We start from the raw sequence: 22295 nt of genomic DNA on the forward strand, positions 1-22295 counted from the left end.
GTGTCGACCGACACCGTCAGCAACGCGAGCAGCACCCCTGACATCGAGCAGCCATGGGCCGAGCTCGGCCTGAAGCCGGACGAGTACCAGCGGATCCGGGACATCCTGGACCGCCGCCCGACCAGCTGCGAGCTGGCGATGTACTCGGTGATGTGGAGCGAGCACTGCTCGTACAAGTCGTCCAAGGTGCACCTGCGCAAGTTCGGTGACATTCCGCAGGAGACGCCGGCCGGGAAGATGCTGGCCGGGATCGGCGAGAACGCCGGCGTGATCGACATCGGCGAGGGGTACGCGGTCACCTTCAAGGTGGAGTCGCACAACCACCCGTCGTACGTCGAGCCGTACCAGGGCGCGGCGACCGGGGTCGGCGGCATCGTCCGCGACATCCTCGCGATGGGCGCGCGCCCGGTCGCGGTGATGGACCCGCTGCGGTTCGGCCCGCTGGACGCGCCGGACACCAAGCGCGTGCTGCCCGGGATCGTGTCCGGGATCGGCGGCTACGGCAACAGCCTCGGCCTGCCCAACGTCGGCGGTGAGGTCGTCTTCGACTCGACGTACCTGGGCAACCCGCTGGTGAACGCGCTCTGCGTCGGCGTGATGCGGCACGAGGACCTGCACCTGGCGAACGCGACCGGCATCGGCAACCAGATCATCCTGTACGGCGCCAAGACCGGTGGCGACGGGATCGGTGGGGTGTCGGTGCTGGCGTCGGAGACGTTCGCCGAGGGCGGCCCGACCAAGCGGCCGGCGGTCCAGGTCGGCGACCCGTTCATGGAGAAGCTGCTGATCGAGTGCACCCTCGAGCTGTTCCAGGCGAACGTGGTCGAGGGCATCCAGGACCTCGGCGGGGCCGGCCTGTCCTGCGCCACCTCGGAGCTGGCCAGCGCGGGCGACGGCGGGATGTACGTGTCGCTCGACAAGGTGCCGCTGCGGGACGCCTCGCTCGCTCCGGAGGAGATCCTGATGAGCGAGTCCCAGGAGCGGATGATGGCGGTCGTCACGCCGGCCAACGTCGAGGCGTTCCTGAAGATCTGCGCCAAGTGGGACGTGCAGGCGGACGTGATCGGCGAGGTCACCGACACCGGGCGGCTGCAGATCGACTGGCACGGCGAGCGCGTGGTCGACGTACCGCCGCGGACCGTCGCGCACGAGGGCCCGGTGTACGAGCGTCCGTACGCCCGGCCGGCGTGGCAGGACGAGCTGCAGGCCGACGGCGCGGAGAAGTTGCCCCGAGCAACCACCGGCGCGGAGTTGCGGGACACGCTGCTGAAGCTGGTCGCGTCGCCGAACCTGTGCGACAAGTCGTGGGTGACGGATCAGTACGACCGCTACGTGCTGGGCAACTCGGTGCTCGCGCAGCCCGAGGACAGCGGGATGATCCGGGTCGACGAGACCAGCGGTCTCGGGGTCGCGGTGTCCACCGACTGCAACGGCCGGTTCGCCAAGCTGGACCCGTACACCGGCGCCAAGCTGGCGCTGGCCGAGTCGTACCGGAACGTCGCGACCACGGGCGCCCGCCCGGCCGCGGTGACCGACTGCCTGAACTTCGGCTCGCCCGAAGACCCGGCGGTGATGTGGCAGTTCGCGGAGGCGATCCGCGGCCTGGTCGACGGCTGCATCGAGCTCGGCATCCCGGTGACCGGCGGCAACGTGTCGTTCTACAACCAGACCGGCGACACCCCGATCCTGCCGACGCCGGTGGTCGGCGTGCTGGGCGTGATCGACGACGTCACCCGCCGTACGCCGATCGGCTTCACGGCCGAGATGGAAGGCCACCAGCTCTACCTGCTCGGGGTGACCGACGAGGAGCTGTCCGGCTCGGAGTGGGCGCACGTCGTCCACGGCCACCTGGGTGGCCGCGCGCCGGCGGTCGACCTGGCCGTCGAGCAGCAGTTGGCCGACATCCTGATCAACGCGTCCCGCGACGGCCTGATCGACGCCGCGCACGACGTCAGCGACGGCGGTGTCGCGCAGACGCTGGTCGAGTCCGCGCTGCGTGGCGGTGTCGGCGCTCGCGTCTGGGCGCCGGACGGCCTCGACCCGTTCCTGTTCCTGTTCGCGGAGTCGGCCGGCCGTGCGGTGGTCGCCGTACCGCGCACCGAGGAGGTCCGGTTCACCGACATGTGTACGGCGCGGCGCTTCCCGCACGCCAAGATCGGTGTCATCACCGGGGACTCGCTGGACGTGCAGGACCAGTTCGAGATCCCGCTGACCGAGCTGCGGACCGCCTGGACCGCGACCCTGCCGGCCGCCCTCAGCTAACTCTTCGTCAGCTGGACCCGGTCCGAGCAGATCTCGACCACGGAGTACTTGGTCGCCTTCACCGTGACCGTCCCGCCGACGCTGACCTCCGCCGCGGTGCGCTCGCCCGCGGCGGTGCCGAGCAGCGAGAGGCGAGCGGTCGCCGGCTCGGCGTCCAGGTGCGTCTCAGTGAGTACGGCGCGACCGCCGGACGGCAGGTTGACCGGGCCGGACGACAGCACGCGCGTGCTTCCCGGGGTGTCCGTGCCGACACACTTGGCCGGCGCCGGGGTGGTCTCCGCTTGGTCATCCCCGTCGCCGTCGCCCGAGCAGGCGGTGAGGGCGGCGACCAGCAGTACGACGAGGCCAATGGTCTTCACGGTTGCTGCTCCAGTTCGACGTACCGCTGAGTGATCGTGTTCACCGCGGATGCACGATAGCCCGCGGAGGGGTCCGCTCCCGGTGCGCGTGCCTGGCCGTCTGGCACACTCGAAAGGGACGAGTGAGGTGAGGCGGATGGCGGACCGGCGGCCGGTCAAGCCGGGTGAGCTGATGGGGCTCGCGGCTGCGGCCGGGCAGGAAGCCCGGGTGGCGGCTGCGCGGCGCCGGATGGCCAACATCCGGCTCACCGAGGAGGAGCGCCGGGTCTGCACCGACGAGCTGGCCGAGCAGTTCGCCGTCGGGCGGCTGGACCAGGACGAGTTGCACGCGCGGGTCGACCGGCTGAACACCGCCGTCACGCACGCGGACCTGCAGCCGGTCTTCGCCGGGCTCCCGACACCGTCGCTGTACCAGCCGGGTCCGCGGAAGCCGAGCAGGTGGCGGTGGGCCGCGTTCGCAGGTGCGGTGTGGCTGGCCGCCCCGTTCTTCCTGACCGGGCTGGTGCTGCTGCTGTTCGGCCGGGAGGTCGCCGCGGCGATCTTCGGGCTGCCCGCCCTGCTCTGGACCTTCGTGGCGTACCGCTGGGCGGCCGGCAAGAGCAAACGCTCCCGCCGGCCTTGAGCGGATCTACTTCTCCGGCTCACGACGCCGGTCATTTCACCCCACTGGTGTTGCAGAACTAGCCTGTGGGGCGTGGAGGGTGTGTTGCGGCTGGCGGTGAGGGCGGATGGGCCTGCGATTGCGGAGTTGGCGCGGGCGTCCGTGCGGGAGTTGTTCCCGGCGTACTACGACGCAGTGCAGACGGCGAGCGCCGCCGAGCACATCACCACGCTGGACCAGGCGCTGATCGAGGACGGCACGTACTACGTGCACGAGGCGGGCGGCGAGGTGGTCTCCTGCGGTGGCTGGAGCCGCCGCAACAAGCTCTTCAACGCCAGTACGGCGGGAGCCGACGAGCGACTGCTGGACCCGGCGACCGAGCCGGCCCGGATCCGCGCGATGTTCGTGCGCAGCGACTGGACCCGGCGTGGACTCGGCCGGGCGATCCTCACCGCCTGCGCCGACGCAGCGAAGGCCGAGGGCTTCACGCGGCTCGCACTGATGGCGACACTGCCCGGTGTGCCGCTGTACCGGGCCTTCGGGTTCACCGAGATCGAGACCGTCGAGCTGCCCATGCCGGACGGTGTGCTGCTCGGTGGCGTAGCTATGGAACGCCCTATCGATGAGGAGAAGGCCCTATGACCGCAGGCACCACCGTTGTCGCTCCGGACGGGACCGAGGTCGTCCTCGGTGAGATCGGCACTCGCGTGCTGCTGAAGAACTCTCGCGTCCGCGTCTGGGAGGTCTCGCTCGCTCCCGGCGAGGCCCAGGGCTGGCACCTGCATCACAACCCGTACGTCGTCCTCTGCCTCTCCACGTCCCCGTGCCACATGGACTGGCTCGATGGCAGCCCGGCGCGCCACCTCAACGAGACCGTCGGCGGCTCGGTCTACCGGCCGGTGTCGCCGGTGCACATGCTCACCAACGACGGCGAGTCGCTCTACCTCAACCGCCTGATCGAGGTGCTCGACCTGGGCGAGGAAGCGTCCGGCGACCCGTACTTCGGGATCACCGGTGTGCCTGCGGAGGCCGGGTTCGAGCAGGTGGGTGAGGTCCCGGCCAAGGTGGTCGTCGACGAGGACGACGTACGCGTGCAGCACGTGACGCCGGACGCGGGGGAGTCGTACACGTGGCACACCGGTGCGTATCCGGCGCTAGTGGTCGACCTGGACCTGGACAGCCCGGACGTGACGTATCTGGAGCCGGGCCAGAGCTACACGCTGCCCGCCAAGGCGACGCGGACCTCCGGCTTCAACCTGGTCGAGCTGCGCTACTACAGCAAGCCGCGCACCTGAGCTGCATCCCGCGCTCCGAGGATCTCCGCGGTTGGCAGCTGAGTCAGGTCCGTCTCGCGTAGGCGGGCCTTGACCAGCGGTACCTGCGGACCCACTGCGCTCAGCTCCTGCACACCAAGAGCAGCCAGCAGTACGGCGGCCGACGGATCGCTGGCCAGGTCACCGCAGACCGCTACTCGCACGCCGGAGTGCCGCACGACGTGGTCGATCAGCTGCAGTACCGCGGGGTCCAGCCCGTCTGCCAGTGGGGCGACGGCCGAGTTGGTGCGGTCGGCAGCGGTTGTGTACTGCGTGAGGTCGTTCGTGCCGATGCTGACGAAGTCGAGGCCCTTGGCAAGCGTTTCGATCCGGAGTGCGGCGGCCGGGACCTCGACCATGATGCCGACCTCCAGGCCGTCGGGCCGCGGGCCGAGCTCGTCGAGCGCCCAGGCGACCTCGTCGGCCGTCGTCACCATCGGGAACATCACGAGCACCGGGGTCTCTGCCGCGACCTGCCGGATCGCTTCCAGCTGGTCGCGCAGCAGCTGCGGCCGGCTACGGAAGACGCGGAGGCCGCGTTCGCCCAGGAACGGGTTGGCCTCGTGGTCCTGCGGCAGGAATGGCAACGGCTTGTCGCCGCCGATGTCCCAGGTGCGGATCGTGATCGGCTTGCCATCCAGCGCGGCCGCGACCGCCCGGAACGTCTCGACCTGCTCTTCTACCGTCGGCGGCGTACGGCGGTCGCCGAAGAGCACCTCGGTCCGCACCAGCCCCGACCCGTCCGCGCCGCGTGCATCGACAGCGTCCTGCACCGAGCCGACGTTCACGAGTACGTCGATCGTCCTGCCGTCCACGGTGGTTGCGGGCTGATCGGCTTGTGCTGCGGCGTGCTCGCGCTCGGCCCGCCGCTCCACGATCGTGGCGTGGATCGTCGCCTCGTCCGGCGCGACCTGGAACGACCCGTGCCGCGCGTCGAACGCCACGATCGCGCCCGCTTGCACGGCGACGTCACCGATCCCGGTGATCAACGGGATTCCCCGGGATCGCGCGACGATCACCCCATGTCCGGTCGTCCCTGCCGCCCGCACCGCAATCCCGGCGATCCGCTCGGCGTCCACAGTCGCTGCCGTGGCGGCATCCAGCTCGGGCACTACGAGGATCCCCTCCTCCGGCCGCTCCGCCACGTCGCCGGTGAGCACGCGCAGAACGCGATCCCGCACCGACCGGACATCCTGCGCCCGTTCCCGCTGATACGCGTCATCCAGCCCTTCGAACACCCTCGCCAGCTTGTCGTACACCTGCTTCCACGCGTCAGCCGCAGACTCCCCGGCGGAAATCGCCGCCCTAACATCACCCAACGGCTTCCGATCCCGCAACATCGCCAACTGAGCATCGAAGATCCCGCCGTGCTCGGAACTGCCGTCCCGGAGCCGCTCGAGCTGACCACCAGCTGCATCCAAGGCATCCGCGAGCCGCCCGTGCTCGTCGTCCCCCGGGCTGTAGTCGCTGAGGTCGACCTGCGCGTCGACAACCACAGCCGGCCCGATCGCCACATCGAGCCCGGAACCACCAGCAGCCGCCGGGCCACCGGGGCCCTCGGAGCCCTCGCCTCCGGCACCTCCGACTCCCGGGCCTCGGGCCCTCTCGAAACCCCCGGTCGGCGTGTCACCGAAGTCCTGTTCGGCTAGCTCGGCGATCGCGGCGAGTGCCTCCGTGGCCTGTGGGCCTGTGGCACCCACCTGGAGGCGGTGGCCTTGTTGGGCGTTCAGGGTGGCGACCATGCTCAGGCTGCCTGCGTCGACAGGTCCGCGGCCGGTGTCCAGGTCGGTCAGCGTGACCGTGGCGTCGTACGAGTTGACCAGCGCGACGAGTCGGGCCGCCGGACGCGCGTGCAGCCCGTGTTCGTTGCTCACCGCAACTTCAATCGTCTGGTCGGAAGTCACCAGGTCCTCTTGGGCAACAGGGCTTGAATCGCCCAGGTGCTCTTGCTTGCCGAGCAGGCCGCGGTTCGCCTCGGCGACGACCGCGTCGAGCGAGGCGCCGGTCGAGGCGGTGACCACGGCGGCGACCAGGCCCTCGACCAAGGGCGCGCTGGACAACCGCACCCGCTCGACCACGGACGGGTCCACGAATTCCAGCGCCATTTCGGCGCTCAGCACCGCGCTGCCCAGGTCAAGCAGAACGAGGACGCCGTCCGGGCTGTCGGCCGCGGTGATCGCCTCGGCGACGGCCATCGCGTCGGTTCCGAACGTCTTCTCGTCCAGACCGGCCGCGACCGCGATCACCGGACGGTTGTTCTCGGCAACCATTTCGGCGGCCAGGCCGACCGCGGCGGTCGCCAGCGCGTGGCTGTGCGACACCACCACGATCCCGATCATGCGAGGGTGCGCGCGGCCGACTCCAGCAGCAGGGTGGTGCTCGTCGCGCCCGGATCCTGGTGCCCGGCGCTGCGGTCGCCCAGGTAGCTGGCCCGGCCCTTCCGGGCGACCAGCGGCACCGTCGCGTCCCGGCCCTTCGCCGCCGCCTCTGCGGCCGCGTTCAGGGCGCCGGCGAGATCGGATCCGCTCGCGACCGCAGCGTCGTACGCGTCCAGAGCCGGCGCCCAGGCGTCGTACATGGTCTTGTCGCCGAGCTCGGCCTTGCCGCGCGCGAGGATGCCGCCGACCCCGGCCTTGAACGCCTCGCCGATCGCCTCCGGGGTGATCGGCGAGACGCCGGCCAGCGCGGTCCCGAAGCGCAGGAAGAACGTGCCGTACAGCGGCCCGCTCGCCCCGCCGACCTTGCTGACCAGCGTCATCCCGGCCTTCTTCAGCAACTCGTCGGCCGACGCGAATGTGGACTCGTCCAGCAGCGCGACGACCGCCTGGAACCCACGGTCCATGTTGGCGCCGTGGTCGGCGTCCCCGATCGCCGAGTCGAGCTCGGTCAGGTACGCCGCGTTGTCGTGCAAGGTGCTCGCGGTGTCGCGCAGCCAGCTGACGAAGTTGTCGACTCCCATGCTCACGCGCCCCAGCGTAGGCCGGGGGTGTTCACCGGTGCGTCCCAGAGGCGTACCAGTTCGTCGTCCGCCTTCAGCAGGGTGACCGAGCAGCCGGCCATCTCCAGCGAGGTGATGTAGTTGCCGACCAGCGAGCGGGCGACCGTGATACCGGCCCGGTCGAGCAGTTGGGCGACCTCGTTGTACATCAGGTACAGCTCGATCAGGGGGGTGCCGCCCATGCCGTTCACGAACGCGATCACCGAGTCGCCCTGCTGGTAGGGCAGGTCGCCGACGATCGGGTCGACCAGCATCGCCGCGACCTCCTTGGCCGGTGCCAGCGGCAACCGTTGCCGGCCGGGCTCGCCGTGGATGCCGATGCCGACCTCCATCTCGTTCTCGGCCAGCTCGAAGGTCGGTTTGCCGGCTGCCGGGACGGTGCACGAGGTGAGCGCCATCCCCATGCTGCGGCCGTTGTCGTTGACCTTCTTGGCCAGGTCGGCGACCTCCTGCAGCGGCCGGCCCTCCTCGGCCGCGGCGCCGACGATCTTCTCCAGCAGCACGGTGACACCGACTCCGCGGCGGCCGGCGGTGTAGAGGCTGTCCTGTACGGCGACGTCGTCGTTCGTCACCACGGACAGCACCTCGGTGCCGGCGTCGGCCGCGGCGAGCTCGGCGGCCATCTCGAAGTTCATCACGTCGCCGGTGTAGTTCTTCACGATGTGCAGCACACCGGCGCCGGCGTCGACCTCCTTGGTCGCTGCCATCATCTGGTCGGGAACCGGCGAGGTGAACACCTCGCCCGCGCACGCCGCGTCCAGCATGCCGAGCCCGACGAACCCGCCGTGCATCGGCTCGTGCCCCGACCCGCCACCGGAGATCAGCCCCACCTTGCCGGGTCTCGGCGCGTCCTTGCGGTACACGATCCGGTTCTCGTGATCCACCCGCAGCCGGTCCGGATGCGCTGCCGCCATCCCCCGCAGCGCTTCACTCACAACATCACCAGGTTCGTTGATGAGCTTCTTCATGCCCCCATCTGAGCACAAGCAGACGGCCTGCGGGAGGGGCCTCGCGTCAGTCCTTCGGCCGCAGGAGCGGGCGGACGACCTCGCGGGCGTCGTGGATGCGGGACTTCACCGTGCCCAGCGGCGCGCCGACCTCGGCGGCGATCTCCTCGTACGACAGCCCGTAGACATCCCGCAGCACCAGCGGCGTCACCATCTGCGGCCGGTCGCGCTCCAGCGTCTCCAGCGCCTCGAGCAGGTCCAGGCGGGTGCCGGCGATCACGCTGGTGGTCCGCGGGTCCGGCTTCTCCATCGTCTCCGGGTTGTGTGCCGCCTGCGCGCTGCGCTTCAGCTTCCGGTACGTCGACCGCGCCGAGTTGGCCGCGACCGAGTGCACCCAGGTGGAGAAGCTGCTGCGGCCGGAGTACGTGTTGATCTTGGTGGCGATGTTCAGCAGCGCTTCCTGGGCCGCGTCCTCGGCGTCCGCTGAGTACGGCAGCACGCTGCGGCAGATCCGCAGGACGCGCGGGTGGACCAGCCGCAGCAGGTCGTCCATCGCGTGCTTGTCTCCGGCCTTCGCGCGCTCCGCCAGGGCTCCGAGGTCGTCGGTCGGGCTGCTGCTCTCGCTCATCTGCGCCTTTGCTTGTCAATCGTCCCCGGGCATGGGACTCCCAGTGATCCATAATGCCCTCTATGGGGGTCCCAAGCAGGCTCGGCCGTTACGTCGTGCGACGACGCCTGGGCTCGGGTGGTTTCGCTACGGTGTGGCTCGCTCACGACGAGCAACTGGACGCCGAGGTGGCGATCAAGGTCCTCGCGGACAACTGGGGGCACGACGACACGGTCCGCCGCCGGTTCCTCGAGGAGGGCCGGTTCCTGCGCCGGGTCGAGTCCGAGCACGTGGTCCAGGTGCACGACGTCGGCGAGCTCGAGGACGGCAGGCCGTTTCTCGTGCTCACGTACGCCGATCGCGGCACCCTGGCCGACCGCCTGAAGAAGGAACCGCTGCCGCTGCCCGAGGCTGTCGACGTCGTCGTGCAGGTCGGCCGCGGCCTCCAGGCCCTGCACCGGCGCGGTCTGCTGCACCGTGACGTGAAACCCGCGAACGTCCTGTTCCGCAGCACGGACGAGGGCGAACGCGCCGTCCTGTCGGATCTCGGCCTGGGCAAGTCGCTCGACGAAGTGTCGCGAATCACAATGCCCGGCGGCACTCCGTCGTACGTCGCTCCCGAGCAGGCGATGGGGGAGCGGCTGGACCAGCGCGCCGACCAGTACTCGCTGGGAGCCGTCGCGTACGCCGCTCTCACCGGGCGGTCACCGCATCAGGTCGATGGGCTGGGCGCGGCCTCTCGGGTGGAGGCGGCGCCGCCGCCGAGCACGCTGGGGTTCCTGCTGCCGGAGCAGGTCGACTTCGCCATCGTCCGCGCACTCGAACCGGACCGGGAGAAGCGCTGGCCGGACGTCCAGTCGTTCACCCGGGAACTGGTCGGCGCCCTGAATGAGACGACCCACGACTTCGTCCCGCCGAAGGTCGCGAGCCGGGAGACCATCGCGGTCTCGATCTCCGACGATGCCGGCGAGAACACGGCGCTCAGCGACGAGAACAAGCCGACGATCGTGAAGACGCCGGCACCCTCCGAGACGGTGGCTGCTCCGACCGAGCCACCCGCGGAGCCGCCGGCCGCCGCCGCGCTGCCTGCTGCCGAGGCTGATGCAGCGCCCGGGCCGCCGAAGCGTCGCCGCGGTCGCTGGGTCATGGCCGCCGTACTTGCTCTGATCGTCGGCGGGGGCGGTGGATTCTTCGGCCAGCGGTACCTCGCGGAGAGTGAGGTCATCACGGTCTCGGAGGGCGGGTTCTCGGTGGACGTCCCGCGCGGCTGGGCGAAGTCGATCGCGCAGTCGGAGTGGCAGCCACCCGGTAGTCGCGCCCCGTACCCGGCGATCCGGGTCAGCCAGGACGCCGACTGGGCGGCGAACGCCACCCCGGGCATCTTCATCGGGGTGTCGAGCTCGAAGCTCGCCCTTCCGGACACGTCTCAGTTCGGTTGCAGTAAGAACAACGACCTCGAGGGTGGGAGCGTGGACGGCCAGAAGGTCACCGCGCGCGTCTCAACCGACTGCGGCGATGCCGGTATGGTGCTCCTCCAGCGAGTCGTGGACCGGGGGGACGCGGGCTCGCTGCTCGTCCAGGTCATGGTCCCGGACGCTGACCGTCTGGTCCGCGCGACGGAGATGGCCGACTCGGTGACGTACTCCGGTTGAGGAAGTCTGCATGCCCACTCGCAGCGAATGGCTCAGGCCCAGCGAACGGTTCCGGCTGTCGCCTGCCTTCGTCCAGTCCACCCGCCGCCGGTTCTACCGCCTGCGCTCGACCGTCTTCCGCCTCATCTGGCCGGTCAACTAAGGCCCACCATCGGTCGGCAAGAGGTCAGCTGGGCTTCTCCGAGTTCGAGCCCGACAGCGGGCTGTCGCGTCGTACGACGTTGGCAGCGGCCTTGTCGAGGATGGCCAGCAGGGCCTCCTCGTCCTGCGGGAGACCGGTGGAGCTCATCTCGACCGCGCAGAGGCCGCTGTCGTCGGCGACCCAGCGGACGATCACGTAGCGGACGATCGCCTTCGGCGCCAGCGACGCGGGCGGCACGTAGGTGTAGGAGAGCGTCGCGTACCTGCCCTCGGTCGTGCTCGAGATGATCTTCAGCATCTGGTCCGCAGGCAGCTTCTTCAGCTCGTCGATCCGCGCCTGCATCGAGGCGGCCGGCGGGCGCTGGATGGTGAAGCCGGACTCGATCCGGAGCCAGCGCTTGCCGGTCGGGTCGGTGAAGCGGGCGGTCCGCGGCGGGTCGGGCTGCGTCATGCTCCAGTTGGACGGCACCCGGGCCGTGACTCTCGACTTGTAGACGTAGCTCACCTCGAACGTGCGGCTCTTGTAGCGCAGGTCCCCGGCCTCGAGCGGGGGTGAGTTATCCGGCACGATCTTCCGCGGCGGCGCGGTCGGCGTCGGAGTCGTCGAGGCGCCCGGTGTCGGCACCTGAGGGATGCCGAGCGGAGCCGCCGTTCCGGTGGAGGCCGCAGCCGACCGCTCGACCGCGGTCAGCAGGCCGACTCCGTACCCACCGGCGCCACCGAGCGCGGTGATGACGACCAGTCCCGAACCCAGCAGAGCGCCTACAGTCCCCCGACGAGCCACGCCTGCCTCACCTCCCCAGATTTCCCCTACTCCCCACAGACACCGTAGCCCGGCGCGGGGTTGCAGCAGCCGCGTAACGATTCCGTGAAACAACCCTTTCGGGCACCGTCGAACGGTCTGCTCAACTGGTCTCGCGCACGGTCCGGGTCGCCGCCAGCAGCACCTCGCCGAGGCCGTCCGCGTCCTGCGGGAGCCCGGTGATGCTCATCTCCACCGTGGTCAGGTCGTCGCCGGTCGCGACCCAGCGGACGATCACGTAGCGGAGGGTCTCCTTCGGGATGAAAGTGTAGATCAGGGTGGACACCGTCCGCGGACGGCCGTCGTCGCCCTCGACCTGCTCGTCGGACTCGGTGAGGATGCGCAGGTCGTTCTCCGGGGCCTGGCTCTGCTTCAGTGCGACGACGAGCGCGGCGCGGGCGGCCGCCGGGGTCTGCTTCGGCTCGACCGCCTCGACCCGGACACCGCGCTCGGTCAACCGGTCCAGGAACTTGACCTCCGCCGGAGCCTTCTTGTCCCGGGTCAGCCGCCAGTCGTCCGGCGTCTCGATCGAGACCTGCACCGGCTGGCCGTCCTCGCGGGTGACCGTGAAGCTGCGGCGCTTGTAGCTCAGCCCGGTCTCCAGCGCGGCCACGTCGCTCGGCACCGGCGTCTTGACCGGCACCGACGGCTCCGGCGGCGTCACCTCGCCGAGTGGCGCCGCCTGGCCGGTGGCGGTGGGGACGGGGACTTCGGTGCGGTCGCCGGTGAAGTAGCCGGCGGTCGCGCCGAGGAGCGTGATCAGCAGGATGCCGCTGACCAGAATCGGACGTTTCACCCGTGCACCGGTCCGGGAATCAGGCGGCTCCGGCCGGTCCCGTCGTACGGCGTGACGGAGCGCAGCACGTCGTACGGCGTGCTGTCCGACGGAACGCGGGCGGGATCGGGCACGGCGCCATCTTCTCAGGCGACCCGGGCACCCGGCCAAACAGCGTCGGTCGACTGAATCCTTTCAACGAGGTCTTGACACCCCTCCGGGCCGTCCGTAGCGTCCCGCGTGGAGAAAGTAACACGACTTCACGATTACTTCACATCACCAGGCGGTATTTCAGGGGCTCTTGCCCCACGGCTCAGGAGGAACCCCATGGCACTCGATCAGTCCGTCAGTCGGAGGCGGCTCCTGCAGCTGATGGGCGGCGCCGCCGCCGTCGGCACGCTCGCCGCCTGTGGTGGCGGGAACGGCGGCTCGTCGTCGTCCGGCGGCCAGCTGAAGGTGATCGGCGCCGGCAGCCAGGAGGCCGGTCTGCGCAAGGCGCTGGACGACTACAAGAAGGCGCACTCCGACTTCGACTTCAACCTCTCGTTCTCACCCGCCGACCAGCTGCAGACCGCGCTCCGCGCCCAGCTCGCGGCCGGGAACGCGCCCGACCTGCACGCGGTCTACCCGGGCAACGGCAGCGCGATGTCGATGGTCCAGCTGAGCAAGGCGAACCTGCTCGCCGACCTCAGCGGCCAGTCCTGGACGCAGAAGATCCCGGCCGGCTTCAAGGGCGCGTTCCAGAACGACGGCAAGACGTTCATCTTCTCGCCCGGCACCAGCGTGCTCGGCGCGATCTACAACAAGAAGGCGTTCGCGACGGCCGGCGTCGAGCCGCCGAAGACCTGGTCGGAGCTGCTGGCGGTCTGCGACAAGCTGAAGAAGAAGGGCATCGTCCCGATCGCGCTCGGGGCTCAGACCCCGTGGGTGACCCAACTGATCGACTACGCGCTGGTGCCCGGCACGGTCTACGCCAAGACTCCGGACTTCGACGACAAGATGACCGCCGGCAACGCGTCGTTCGCCGACTCCGGCTGGGCCGACGCGATGGACAAGTACCTCGAGCTGCAGAAGAAGGGCTACTTCAACGACAACCCGAACGGGACGACGTACGAGCAGGCCACCTCGATGGTCGGCACCGGCAAGGCCGCGATGGCTGTGCAGGTGTCCGCCGTACTGCAGGCGTTCCGGGAGGCCGCGCCGTCGCCGGACGACCTGGGCATGTTCCCGTTCCCGGCCACCGACGTCGAGGCGGACAACTGGATCCCCGGCGGCGTCGTGGTCGGCATCGCGATCAGCGCGAAGAGCAAGAAGGCCGACCAGGCGAAGAAGTTCATCGAGTACTGCGGCCAGCCGGACGTCGTGAACGCCTGGGCCGAAGCGGTCGCCTGCGTCCCGCTGTACTCCGACGGCGAGGCCAAGGTGGACCCGGTGCTGAAGCCGTTCCTGCCCTACCTGAAGGACGACAAGGCCGTCCCGTTCATGGACCAGCGCTGGCCGAACGCCGAGGTCCAGCCCACCCACTTCGCCGTCGTCCAGGAGCTCCTCGGTGGCAAGACCACGGTGGACGGCGCCCTGAAGAAGATGGACGAGGCCTACCGGAAGAGCGCATGACAGTTTCCTTGCAGGCGGTCCGACGCGACGCCGTGAAGGCATCACGGCGTCGCGGCGGCGGGATCTCGCCGCCGTGGTTGTTCGCGGTGCCGGCTCTGGTGGTCTACGCGCTGGTGATGCTGTATCCGAGCATCGCCGGGGCGGGGTCGGCGTTCACGGACTGGTCCGGGGTGGGGGAGCAGCGCTCGTTCGTCGGGCTGGAGAACTTCAAGCAGCTCGTGCACGACGACCAGGCGCTCGGCGCGTTGTGGAACACGCTGCTGCTGACCGTCGCGATCGTCGTCGTACAGAACGGGATCGGCCTGCTGCTCGCGCTCGGCGTGCACACCGGGATCAAGAGCCGGATGGCGTTGCGGGTGATCTTCTTCGCGCCGGTCGTGGTCAGCCCGGTGATGGTGTCGTTCCTCTGGAAGTACGTCTACAACCCGGCGCCGGACGCGGGGCTGAACGCCGCGCTGAACGCGATCGGCCTCGGGGCGCTGCGGCAGGACTGGCTCGGTGATCCGTCGCTGGCGATCTGGTCGGTCGCGTTCACCGTGATCTGGCAATGCGCCGGGTACTCGATGGTGATCTTCCTGGCCGGGCTCGAAGGCGTGCCGCAGGAGCTGCAGGAATCCGCGATGGTGGACGGCGCCGGCCTGTTCGCGCGGTTCCGGCACATCACCTGGCCGCTGCTCGCCCCGGCGACCACGATCAACGTGATGCTGTCGACGGTCGGCGGCCTGACGCTGTTCACCCAGATCATCGCGATGACGAACGGCGGTCCCGGGTACGCGACCGACACGCTGTCGACGGTGCTCTACAAGCAGGCGTTCGTGTACGGGAAGTTCGGCTACAGCACCGCGGTCGCGCTGGTGCTGGCGATCTTCGTCGCGGCTGTCTCCTTCATCCAGATCGGCTACCTGCGTTCGAGGGAGACGACGGCATGAGGACCGGCTACCGCCCGCGCACGCTGCTGCGTGAGCTCGTCATGATCGCGGTCGCGATCGCCTTCCTGTTCCCGGTCTACGCGCTGGTGACGCTGGCGTTCAAGGATCCGTCGCAGATCGCGAACCAGCCGCTGTCGGTGCCCAACCCGCCGTCGGTCGGCAGCTTCGGCGAGGCGTGGCAGTCCGCGTCGCTCGGGTCCGCCTTGCTGAACAGCACGCTGATCACGGTGTCGAGTGTGGTCATCCTGATCGTGCTCGGGTCGCTGGCGGCGTACTTCCTGGCCCGTACGGCGTCCCGGCTGAGCTACAGCCTGTACATCCTGTTCCTGGTCGGCATCATCCTGCCGTTCCAGCTCGGGATGATCCCGCTGTACCAGCTGGTCAACGACCTCGGCCTGCTCGGCACATACCAGGGCATGATCCTGTTCTACACCGGCATTCAGCTCCCGTTCACGGTGTTCCTCTACACCGGGTTCATCCGGTCGCTGCCGGCCGACTACACCAACGCCGCGCTGATCGACGGCGCCTCGCACCTGCAGGCGTTCGGGTACGTGATCTTCCCGCTGCTGCGGCCGATCACCGGCACCGTGCTGATCTTGAACGCGGTGCACATCTGGAACGACTTCTTCACCCCGCTGCTGTACCTCGGCGGCTCCGGCCGGGAGACCGTCCCGGTCCGGGTGTTTGCCTTCGTCAACGAGTACACCTCGGACTACGGGCTCGTCGCCGCCGGCCTGGTGCTGGCCGCGCTGCCGATCCTGCTCGTCTTCCTGGTCCTCCAGCGGTACGTCATCCGCGGCTTCTCCAGCGGCCTGAAGGGATAACCGTGGCACTTCCCCCTCGCCTGGCGTCGGTCCTCGCCGATCCGCCCAGGTCCCACTCACCTGTGCCGATCTGGTGGTGGAGCGGCGAGCCGCTCGACCCGGCCCGGCTGCGCTGGCAGCTGGAGCGGTTCGTCGAAGGTGGGGTGTACCAGCTCGTCGTACTGAACCTGGCCCCGGCCGGGTCGGACCACGGGTGCGACGCGGACGATCCGCCGTTCTTCTCGGAAGAGTGGTGGAGCATCTTCCTCGGGGTCTGTGACGACGCGGCGTCGCTTGGAGTCTCGCTCTGGTTCTACGACCAGCTCGGGTTCTCGGGGGCGGACATCCAGGCGCGGTTGGTGGCTCGGCAGCCTGCCTACGCCGGACGGCGGTTGCAGCGTTCGACGGTCAGCGGGACCGGCCGGCTCGTGCTGCGGTGTCCGCCGGGTGGCCGGGTGATCTCGGCCTCCGTGTCGTCGGGCGTTGACGTGGTTCTCGATGGCGCAGGCGCTTCGTGCGAGGCGGATGTCGAGTCGGAGCTGTTGTTGTACTACGAGACGGACCACGGGTTCGACTACCTGAGTCCGTCGGCCTGTACGGCGTTGCTGGACCAGGTGCACGGTGAGTTCGAGCGGCGGCTCGGGGATCGCCTCGGCCGGGTCGTGGTCGGGTCCTTCCAGGACGAGTTGCCGTCGGTGCCGACCTGGTCCGCCGACTTCGCTTCGCGATTCGAAGCACGGTACGGGTACGACCTTCGGGACCGGCTCGATGCGCTGTGGGATCTCGCCGTACCGGATGGGGCTCGGGTACGGCGGGACTACCACGCGCTCCGGGCTTCGCTGGCCGAGGAGGCGTTCTTCAAGCCGTTGCACGAGTGGCACGAGAAACACGGGCTGATCGTGGGCTGCGATCAGCAGGACCCGGCGCGCGCCGGGCTGCCGGTCGAGGGCGTCGAGCTGTACGCCGACTATGCGCGGACGCACCGGTGGTTCAGTGCACCGGGGTCGGACCATCACGGGGATGCGCGGATCCACTCGTCGTTGGCGCACCTGTACGGGCGTCCGCGGACTTGGATCGAGGCGTTCCACTCCACCGGGTGGGGTGGGACGTTGGAGGAGACATTCGACTGGCTCCTGCCGTGGTTGCGGACCGGGGCGACGCTCTACAACCCGCACGCCGTGTACTACACGACCCGGGCCGGGTGGTGGGAGTGGGCGCCGCCGTCCACTGACTGGCGGCAACCGTACTGGCGGCATCACAAGTCGTTTGCGGATGCGGTGACTCGGTTGTGCGCGGCGTTGTCGTTGGGGCGGCATGTCTGCGAGGTCGCCGTACTGTTTCCGAATGCGACGGCGCAGTCCGACCTGACGATGGACGGGCCTGGGCCGGATGCGTTGCGGGCTCAGTCGGTGTATCGGGAGTTGATCGGGGACGCGACGTGGTTTGCGCCGGTGCTCGGTGTGCTGGATCGGGCTCGGATCGATGCGGACGTGATCGATGACGAGTCGGTGGCCGGGGCTGAGGCTGTCGATGGGGCTCGGTTGACGGTTGCTTCCGAGTCCTACGCGGCCGTTGTGTTGCCTGCGGCGACGGTGCTCGAGGATGCGGTTGCTGAGCGGCTGAACGAGTTTGTTGCTGCAGGTGGGTTGGTCGTTGCTGTCGGCGCCGTACCTGACGGGTTGTCGGGGCTTGTGCTGGTCGAGTCGGCGGCGGAGGTGCCTGCGGCGCTGTCCCGGTTGCCGCGGCGGGTGGAGGCGGACGTGCCGGTGCTGACCCGGGAGGTCGACGGGGCGCTGGTCGTGTTCGCCACGCCGACCGAGTGGAGCGCGACCGAGATCGACGGTCAGCCGGTGGGGCGGGGGATCAGCCACGAGTGGGCTCGGGTCGGGTACTCCTTCGATCCGACGCGGTACCGGGACAAGGTTCGCCTTCGGGTCCGGGAGGTGCCGGGGCCGCCGGTGCTGGTGTCGCCGTTCGACGGGTCGTCGAAACCCCTTGCCCACACCGTGGATGAGAGCGGGATCGCCGAGATCGTCGTGCCGTTCACGGCCGGGCCGGCGGCGCTCGTGGTGTTTGCCTCGGGCAACGCGTCGGCTGATGCTGTATCGGCCGATGCTCCTCAACAGGTAGAGACGCTGACCGGGGAGTGGGAGTCGGAGCTGATTCCGACCCTCGACAACAGCTGGGGCGACTTCGCTTGGCCGGCCTCGGCGCCGTCGGATCCGGTGGTTGTCGAGCGCTGGGCCCTCGAGCATCGCGTCGACGGCTCGGACGAGTGGCAGCCGGCGCACGCCACCTTCGGACCGCATGGGTTGATCAACGGCGAGCCCGTCGAGTACTCCGAGTCACGGGGGATCCGCAAGGACCACATCCACCACCACGCGCTCGGCCCGAAGGGTCACGTCCCCGAGGACTTCCTGGACTTCGGTGCCGTTGGGGCCGGCCAGACGGTGACCTTCACCGCGGCGTTCCAGCTGGCTTCGGCGTTGGAGAGCACTGTGGTTGTCAGTGCACCGGCGGCCAAGGAGCTGCTGATCGACGGTCGGTCGTTGCCGATCACCGATGCCGGTGGGTACTTCGGCTCGGTCCCGGTGGCGCTGGACGCCGGTACGCATCACCTCGAATTGCGGCTGACACCCGACGAGGAGTTGCAGCTTCGGGCGAATGTGGCGTTCGTACGCGACCTGGCGGCGTACCGTCGTCCTTCGTGGATCGCGGCTGCGTCGCCCGGGTCGGCGATCACGTACAGCACGAGCGTCGTACCGGGGGATCGCACCGAGCTCACGTTGACTGCGTGGGGCGCGGCGCGGGTGCTCGTCAACGACGTGGAGATCGGGCGTCAGGGTGGCTTCCTGCCGTACGAGCGGCCGTCTCCGCGCGTACGCCGGTACGACGCGGCTGCCGCACTCCGGCCGGGTGTCGAGAACACGATCGTCGTGGAGGTCACCCGGCCGACCCCGATCCTGGTCGACGGGCTCGCGATCTCCGAACACGACTGGAAGGCGACGGTCGACGGCACGACTGTTCCGACCGTACGGCGGCGGCCGTGGCACCGCGCCCTCGCCGACCTCTACTTGACCCGTCGACCACATCCGCTGCCTGGGGCTGCGTGGCTCGACGGCACTTCTACTGACGTGGTTGAGCCGATCACTTTCGCCGTACCTCGCTCGACGCCGGACCGCATCGAGCACCTGCGCTTCGACCTTCCACCAGGCACCACCGGCCTGGAGGTCGACGTGGTCGGCGACGCCGTCCTCACGGTCGACGGCCAGCAGTTCGCTACTGGCTCGGGTCGAGTGGTGGCCGACGTACCTGTTGGCGCTCGTACGGGTTGGCTCACCTTGATGACCACCCCCGGCCATGAGTCCGGCGCTGCTCTCACCGGGCCGATCCGCCTCACCGTCGGCCCCGGCCGAATCCCCTTGGGTGACTGGCAATCCCACGGCCTCGCCGAATACTCCGGCGGCGTCCGCTACACCCGCCGCCTGGACCTCTCCCAGGCCACAACCCTGAACCTGGGCAGCGTCCGCGGCACCGCCGAGGTCCTAGTCGACGGCATCTCGATCGGCATCCGCTTCTGCTCCCCCTACACCTTCGACCTCCCAAACGTGGCCCCCGGCAACCACACCCTCACCCTGGAAATCTTCAACACCGCCGCCAACCATCTCGACGCCATCAGCCCCACCCACTTCGTCTTCCCAGGCCAGGGGATGTCCGGTCTCTTCGGCCCAGTGACAGTGAGCAGCAGGTAGGCCAGGGTTGTCCACAGGGTCCCGTGGCTGTGGACAACAGTGGTTGCCGGAATCCCAAGAAAATAAGGGGATTTCGGTTTGAGTTCTGTCGGTGGTGGTGTCTAGGGTTCAGGTATGGAGCCTCTGGGTGAGCGGCCGGTGTGGTCGATGAGCGGCTGTGAGATGCTGTCGACTCTCGACACACTCGAGGCTGAGCTCGCCCGGCTCCAGACCTACCGCCTACAGGTCATCGCGGGCCTGGAGGGTGTTGGGCATGCCGAGGAGATCGGCGGCCACGACACGGCCCGATTGCTGGCCTTCCGGTATCGCCTGAATGGCATCGACGCTCGGCGTAATGTGCGGCTCGCTCTTGCATTACCGAGGTACGTCGAGGTGTCGGCGGCTCTCCCCGATGCGGCTGCGCAGTACTCCACCGATGTCGCCGTCGACGTAGCTGATGACGTGGCGAGAGCTGATGATCGTGGTTCGGACGGTGAACGTCGGTGGCTGCTACGGCCGGCGCAGGCCGAGGCCATCGTGTCGGCTCTCGAGCGCGTCCCGTCAACGGTTCCCGCTGAGGACGTCGAGGTCGCCGAGCAGCAGCTGGTTGCCTTGGCTCGCCACCTTTCGCCGGCTGAGCTTCGCAAAGCAGGCAAGGAGATCCGCGATCTTCTGGACGCTGACGGCCCGGAGCCCGACGAACGCAAGGCCTACGCCCGCGAGTCTCTCACCATGAGCACGGCCGACAACGGTGTGACGTTCCGCGGCTACCTCGCGAACGAGAACGCCGAGCTGTTCCGCGCCCTCATCCACGCCGGCGCCAAGCCGCGCAAGACCGTGGACGGCGAAGCAGATCCGCGATCACGCGACAAGCGCCAGGCAGACGCATTGACCAGCGTCCTGACGACTGCCGCCGCTGCTGCCGACGCCGGCCACAGGCCCGACACCACCACCGGCCACACCACCACCGGCTGCATCACCAGCGGCCCGGCACCGCACGCTTGTGCCGGTCCGGATTGCGCAGCCTGCGTGGGCGACGCTTCTGCTGAGCGTGCGGCTGCTGATGGTGTGCGTGGTGGTGCGGGCGGGTGGGTGCCCGGCTTCGGGGCCAAGGCGAATATCACGGTCACCATCGACCTGGCGGACCTGAAGGCGGCCACCGCCGACGCGACCGGCAAGCTCGTGTACGGCGACGACCTGTCCGCGGGGGCAATTCGGCGTCTGGCCTGCGACGCGAAGATCATCCCACTGGTACTCGGCACGAACTCGGAACCACTCGACGTCGGTCGCGCCGAACGACTAGTCAACCGAGCGATGCGCCGCGCCCTGAACGCGCGTGACCGAGGCTGCGTCGTGTGCGGCGCGCCACCGATTCACTGCGACGCCCACCATCTGCGGAGCTGGATCGACGGCGGCCCCACCTCGGTCGGCAACCTCGTCCTGTTGTGCCGCCGCCACCATCATGACCTCCACGCCGGCCACTGGACAGTCACGATCTCCAACGGCAAAGTCCACGTCTCCCGCCCACCGTGGGCCGACCCGCCACCACCTCGCGCAACCAGCCCTGACTTATCGAGTCGGCACGGCCGGAGTGAGCGCACTGCTCGCCTACGTCCTGTGTCCGCGCAGTCTCACCCACCCACGCCCCGCGGCGATCCCGACCTGCCACGCACAGAGCCGGTGGCCTGCGAACGCTCGCCGCTGACGGGTCGGTGGGCGGCCGATGAGGCGGCAATAGAAGAGGCAACCCGGTTCGCGATCCCGGGGTGAGCCTTCTGCCGTTCCCGAGCCGGCGCTGATCCAGCCAGCGGCGGGCAGGGGCGCGGCCGCCGCCGGCGAGCAGGCGTGCATCTCCGCGCAGTCGAGTTGGGCGATGAAGCTCAACGGGCGCCCCTCGGCAGTGGTCGGCCACTCGATGCTCTCGGCAAGCATCGGCCGGCCGCCAAGCCGTGTCCGGGTGTCCTGAGCCGGTACGAGGCGGAGGCTTTGGCGGCACAGCCTGGTCAGGGGTTCGGCGTACTCGGCGAGTCCGACTGCCAGGAGGCGGTTGCGGAATTCGGTGGGTGCCTTCGGCGAGTGCTGCCAGGTCGCGCTCGTCACAAGGCCAAGTAGACCTTAGGGGTACAGGGTGGGATCGGTTGGAGGATGGCGTGTTGTTCCTTGGTTACCCGGGCGAGCAAGGTTAGGAGTACCTAGCAGTAGCGGGTGGTGGACCAGGAGGCGCCATAGCGGTAGAAGACGGCTCTGCGTTGGCCGAGGTTGGTTCGTGGCGTCGCCGTGGGAGAGGCCGTCGCCGTAGCCGTACTTGCCGCCTACCGCGCCCCGGTAGCTGCCGGAGTGGACGGGGAAGAAGAAGCCGCCGTGCCGCCGGATCGACGCGAAACACCCGTCGATGAAGAGACCCTCGACGTAGCTGTCCTCCTCACCGCAGAAGCGCCGTAGGAGTGACCCAGGACGGGTGGTCGGCCAGCCGCTCGAACGCCGGGCCGGCTTCGACGCCCAGCAGATGGGCACGAACATCACCCGCTTTCGCAACGAGCACCGCTTCCGGCGTTTCCTCGACACGTACGGCGCCGGCCACGACGTCACCGTCCTGGACGCAGCCCTCAAGGCCGGCTTCGGCAGCTACCCCCAGCTCCACCGAGTCACGCGATCAATCACCGGCACAAGCCCAGCCGAATACCTCAAAGCCCGTTAGTCGATCGTCGCTGTAACGTTCGGCCGCCGTAGCCGATAGCAGAGCGCGGCTATCTTTCCGCCG

General features: G+C 69.2%; 19 protein-coding genes and 1 pseudogene. 12 read left to right on the forward strand and 8 right to left on the reverse strand.

All coding sequences use genetic code 11. The features are described from left to right. Positions 1–2262, forward strand: coding sequence for a phosphoribosylformylglycinamidine synthase subunit PurL (purL, locus tag ACIBGM_RS10695; RefSeq protein WP_396385198.1), 2262 nt, complete (start codon positions 1–3; stop codon positions 2260–2262). Here purL and ACIBGM_RS10700 read toward each other — a convergent pair. Then, positions 2259–2621, reverse strand: coding sequence for a hypothetical protein (locus tag ACIBGM_RS10700; protein WP_396385199.1), 363 nt, complete (start codon positions 2619–2621; stop codon positions 2259–2261). The genes purL and ACIBGM_RS10700 overlap by 4 nt on opposite strands. Positions 2622–2757: 136 nt before the next feature. On the opposite strand from ACIBGM_RS10700, the gene ACIBGM_RS10705 reads away from it, so the two are divergent. From ACIBGM_RS10705 to ACIBGM_RS10715, 3 genes are all read left to right on the forward strand, one after another. Beyond that, positions 2758–3243, forward strand: coding sequence for a DUF1707 domain-containing protein (locus tag ACIBGM_RS10705; protein ID WP_360515003.1), 486 nt, complete (start codon positions 2758–2760; stop codon positions 3241–3243). Between the two features lie 72 nt (positions 3244–3315). Further along, on the forward strand, positions 3316–3864 hold the full coding sequence (locus tag ACIBGM_RS10710) for a GNAT family N-acetyltransferase (RefSeq protein ID WP_360515006.1): 549 nt from the start codon (positions 3316–3318) through the stop codon (positions 3862–3864). After that, complete coding sequence (locus tag ACIBGM_RS10715; RefSeq protein WP_360515009.1) at positions 3861–4517, forward strand: hypothetical protein; 657 nt, start codon at positions 3861–3863, stop codon at positions 4515–4517. Before ACIBGM_RS10710 ends, ACIBGM_RS10715 begins: the two co-directional genes overlap by 4 nt. Here the strand turns inward: ACIBGM_RS10715 and ptsP are convergent. Genes ptsP through ACIBGM_RS10735 form a run of 4 tightly spaced genes read right to left on the reverse strand, consistent with a single transcriptional unit; the run spans position 4496 to position 9108 of the window. Next, positions 4496–6874: a phosphoenolpyruvate--protein phosphotransferase gene (gene ptsP, locus ACIBGM_RS10720; RefSeq protein WP_396385201.1), complete on the reverse strand. Its 2379-nt coding sequence runs from the start codon at positions 6872–6874 to the stop codon at positions 4496–4498. The genes ACIBGM_RS10715 and ptsP overlap by 22 nt on opposite strands. Beyond that, positions 6871–7494 carry a dihydroxyacetone kinase subunit DhaL gene (dhaL, locus tag ACIBGM_RS10725; protein ID WP_360515126.1) on the reverse strand — a complete coding sequence of 208 codons (624 nt, stop codon included), beginning with the start codon at positions 7492–7494 and terminating at the stop codon, positions 6871–6873. The genes ptsP and dhaL overlap by 4 nt, the downstream gene beginning before the upstream one ends. Before the next feature lie 2 nt (positions 7495–7496). Further along, on the reverse strand, positions 7497–8501 hold the full coding sequence (dhaK, locus tag ACIBGM_RS10730; protein ID WP_396385202.1) for a dihydroxyacetone kinase subunit DhaK: 1005 nt from the start codon (positions 8499–8501) through the stop codon (positions 7497–7499). Between the two features lie 46 nt (positions 8502–8547). Beyond that, a complete protein-coding gene (locus ACIBGM_RS10735; RefSeq protein ID WP_360515015.1) occupies positions 8548–9108 on the reverse strand; it encodes a sigma-70 family RNA polymerase sigma factor in 561 nt (186 codons plus the stop codon). Between the two features lie 62 nt (positions 9109–9170). On the opposite strand from ACIBGM_RS10735, the gene ACIBGM_RS10740 reads away from it, so the two are divergent. Next, positions 9171–10739: a serine/threonine-protein kinase gene (locus tag ACIBGM_RS10740; protein ID WP_396385203.1), complete on the forward strand. Its 1569-nt coding sequence runs from the start codon at positions 9171–9173 to the stop codon at positions 10737–10739. A gap of 10 nt (positions 10740–10749) precedes the next feature. Next, on the forward strand, positions 10750–10881 hold the full coding sequence (locus tag ACIBGM_RS10745; RefSeq protein ID WP_396385204.1) for a hypothetical protein: 132 nt from the start codon (positions 10750–10752) through the stop codon (positions 10879–10881). 24 nt (positions 10882–10905) lie between these two features. Here ACIBGM_RS10745 and ACIBGM_RS10750 read toward each other — a convergent pair whose 3' ends face one another. Together ACIBGM_RS10750 and ACIBGM_RS10755 are read right to left on the reverse strand one after the other, a co-directional pair. Beyond that, positions 10906–11664: a hypothetical protein gene (locus tag ACIBGM_RS10750; RefSeq protein WP_396385205.1), complete on the reverse strand. Its 759-nt coding sequence runs from the start codon at positions 11662–11664 to the stop codon at positions 10906–10908. Between the two features lie 121 nt (positions 11665–11785). Then, on the reverse strand, positions 11786–12478 hold the full coding sequence (locus ACIBGM_RS10755) for a hypothetical protein (protein WP_396385206.1): 693 nt from the start codon (positions 12476–12478) through the stop codon (positions 11786–11788). Positions 12479–12784: 306 nt separating this feature from the next. Between ACIBGM_RS10755 and ACIBGM_RS10760 the strand changes: the two genes are divergently transcribed. The 5 genes from ACIBGM_RS10760 to ACIBGM_RS10780 all read left to right on the forward strand — a co-directional run bounded on the left by ACIBGM_RS10760 (position 12785) and on the right by ACIBGM_RS10780 (position 21304). Further along, positions 12785–14071 (forward strand): extracellular solute-binding protein, encoded by a 1287-nt coding sequence (locus ACIBGM_RS10760; protein WP_360515028.1) that lies wholly within the window; start codon positions 12785–12787, stop codon positions 14069–14071. Next, entirely contained in the window at positions 14068–15000 is a 933-nt protein-coding gene (locus ACIBGM_RS10765) for a sugar ABC transporter permease (protein ID WP_360515031.1), read from the forward strand. The genes ACIBGM_RS10760 and ACIBGM_RS10765 overlap by 4 nt, the downstream gene beginning before the upstream one ends. Beyond that, positions 14997–15824: a carbohydrate ABC transporter permease gene (locus tag ACIBGM_RS10770; protein WP_360515034.1), complete on the forward strand. Its 828-nt coding sequence runs from the start codon at positions 14997–14999 to the stop codon at positions 15822–15824. Before ACIBGM_RS10765 ends, ACIBGM_RS10770 begins: the two co-directional genes overlap by 4 nt. 2 nt (positions 15825–15826) lie before the next feature. Further along, complete coding sequence (locus ACIBGM_RS10775; protein ID WP_396385208.1) at positions 15827–19555, forward strand: hypothetical protein; 3729 nt, start codon at positions 15827–15829, stop codon at positions 19553–19555. A 114-nt stretch (positions 19556–19669) separates the two neighbouring features. Next, positions 19670–21304, forward strand: coding sequence for a DUF222 domain-containing protein (locus ACIBGM_RS10780; protein ID WP_396385209.1), 1635 nt, complete (start codon positions 19670–19672; stop codon positions 21302–21304). Between the two features lie 42 nt (positions 21305–21346). Here ACIBGM_RS10780 and ACIBGM_RS10785 read toward each other — a convergent pair. Next, a pseudogene (locus ACIBGM_RS10785) lies at positions 21347–21634 on the reverse strand (DUF1963 domain-containing protein); the annotation flags it as partial. A 358-nt stretch (positions 21635–21992) separates the two neighbouring features. Here ACIBGM_RS10785 and ACIBGM_RS10790 point away from each other — a divergent pair. Continuing rightward, positions 21993–22232 carry a helix-turn-helix domain-containing protein gene (locus tag ACIBGM_RS10790; RefSeq protein WP_396385210.1) on the forward strand — a complete coding sequence of 80 codons (240 nt, stop codon included), beginning with the start codon at positions 21993–21995 and terminating at the stop codon, positions 22230–22232. Positions 22233–22295: the final 63 nt, after the last annotated feature.

This window comes from Kribbella sp. NPDC050470, from assembly GCF_044458365.1.
In the GTDB taxonomy this organism is placed as follows: Bacteria; Actinomycetota; Actinomycetes; order Propionibacteriales; family Kribbellaceae; genus Kribbella.

Bases quoted from the DNA above. Each gene is read 5' to 3' on its own strand.
- ACIBGM_RS10760 (WP_360515028.1), top strand. From the start codon at position 12,785: ATGGCACTCGATCAGTCCGTCAGTCGGAGGCGGCTCCTGCAGCTGATG.
- dhaK (WP_396385202.1), bottom strand. From the start codon at position 8,501: ATGAAGAAGCTCATCAACGAACCTGGTGATGTTGTGAGTGAAGCGCTG.
- ptsP (WP_396385201.1), bottom strand. From the start codon at position 6,874: ATGATCGGGATCGTGGTGGTGTCGCACAGCCACGCGCTGGCGACCGCC.
- ACIBGM_RS10705 (WP_360515003.1), top strand. From the start codon at position 2,758: ATGGCGGACCGGCGGCCGGTCAAGCCGGGTGAGCTGATGGGGCTCGCG.
- ACIBGM_RS10740 (WP_396385203.1), top strand. From the start codon at position 9,171: ATGGGGGTCCCAAGCAGGCTCGGCCGTTACGTCGTGCGACGACGCCTG.
- ACIBGM_RS10770 (WP_360515034.1), top strand. From the start codon at position 14,997: ATGAGGACCGGCTACCGCCCGCGCACGCTGCTGCGTGAGCTCGTCATG.
- ACIBGM_RS10745 (WP_396385204.1), top strand. From the start codon at position 10,750: ATGCCCACTCGCAGCGAATGGCTCAGGCCCAGCGAACGGTTCCGGCTG.
- ACIBGM_RS10765 (WP_360515031.1), top strand. From the start codon at position 14,068: ATGACAGTTTCCTTGCAGGCGGTCCGACGCGACGCCGTGAAGGCATCA.
- dhaL (WP_360515126.1), bottom strand. From the start codon at position 7,494: ATGGGAGTCGACAACTTCGTCAGCTGGCTGCGCGACACCGCGAGCACC.
- ACIBGM_RS10715 (WP_360515009.1), top strand. From the start codon at position 3,861: ATGACCGCAGGCACCACCGTTGTCGCTCCGGACGGGACCGAGGTCGTC.
- ACIBGM_RS10780 (WP_396385209.1), top strand. From the start codon at position 19,670: ATGGAGCCTCTGGGTGAGCGGCCGGTGTGGTCGATGAGCGGCTGTGAG.
- ACIBGM_RS10735 (WP_360515015.1), bottom strand. From the start codon at position 9,108: ATGAGCGAGAGCAGCAGCCCGACCGACGACCTCGGAGCCCTGGCGGAG.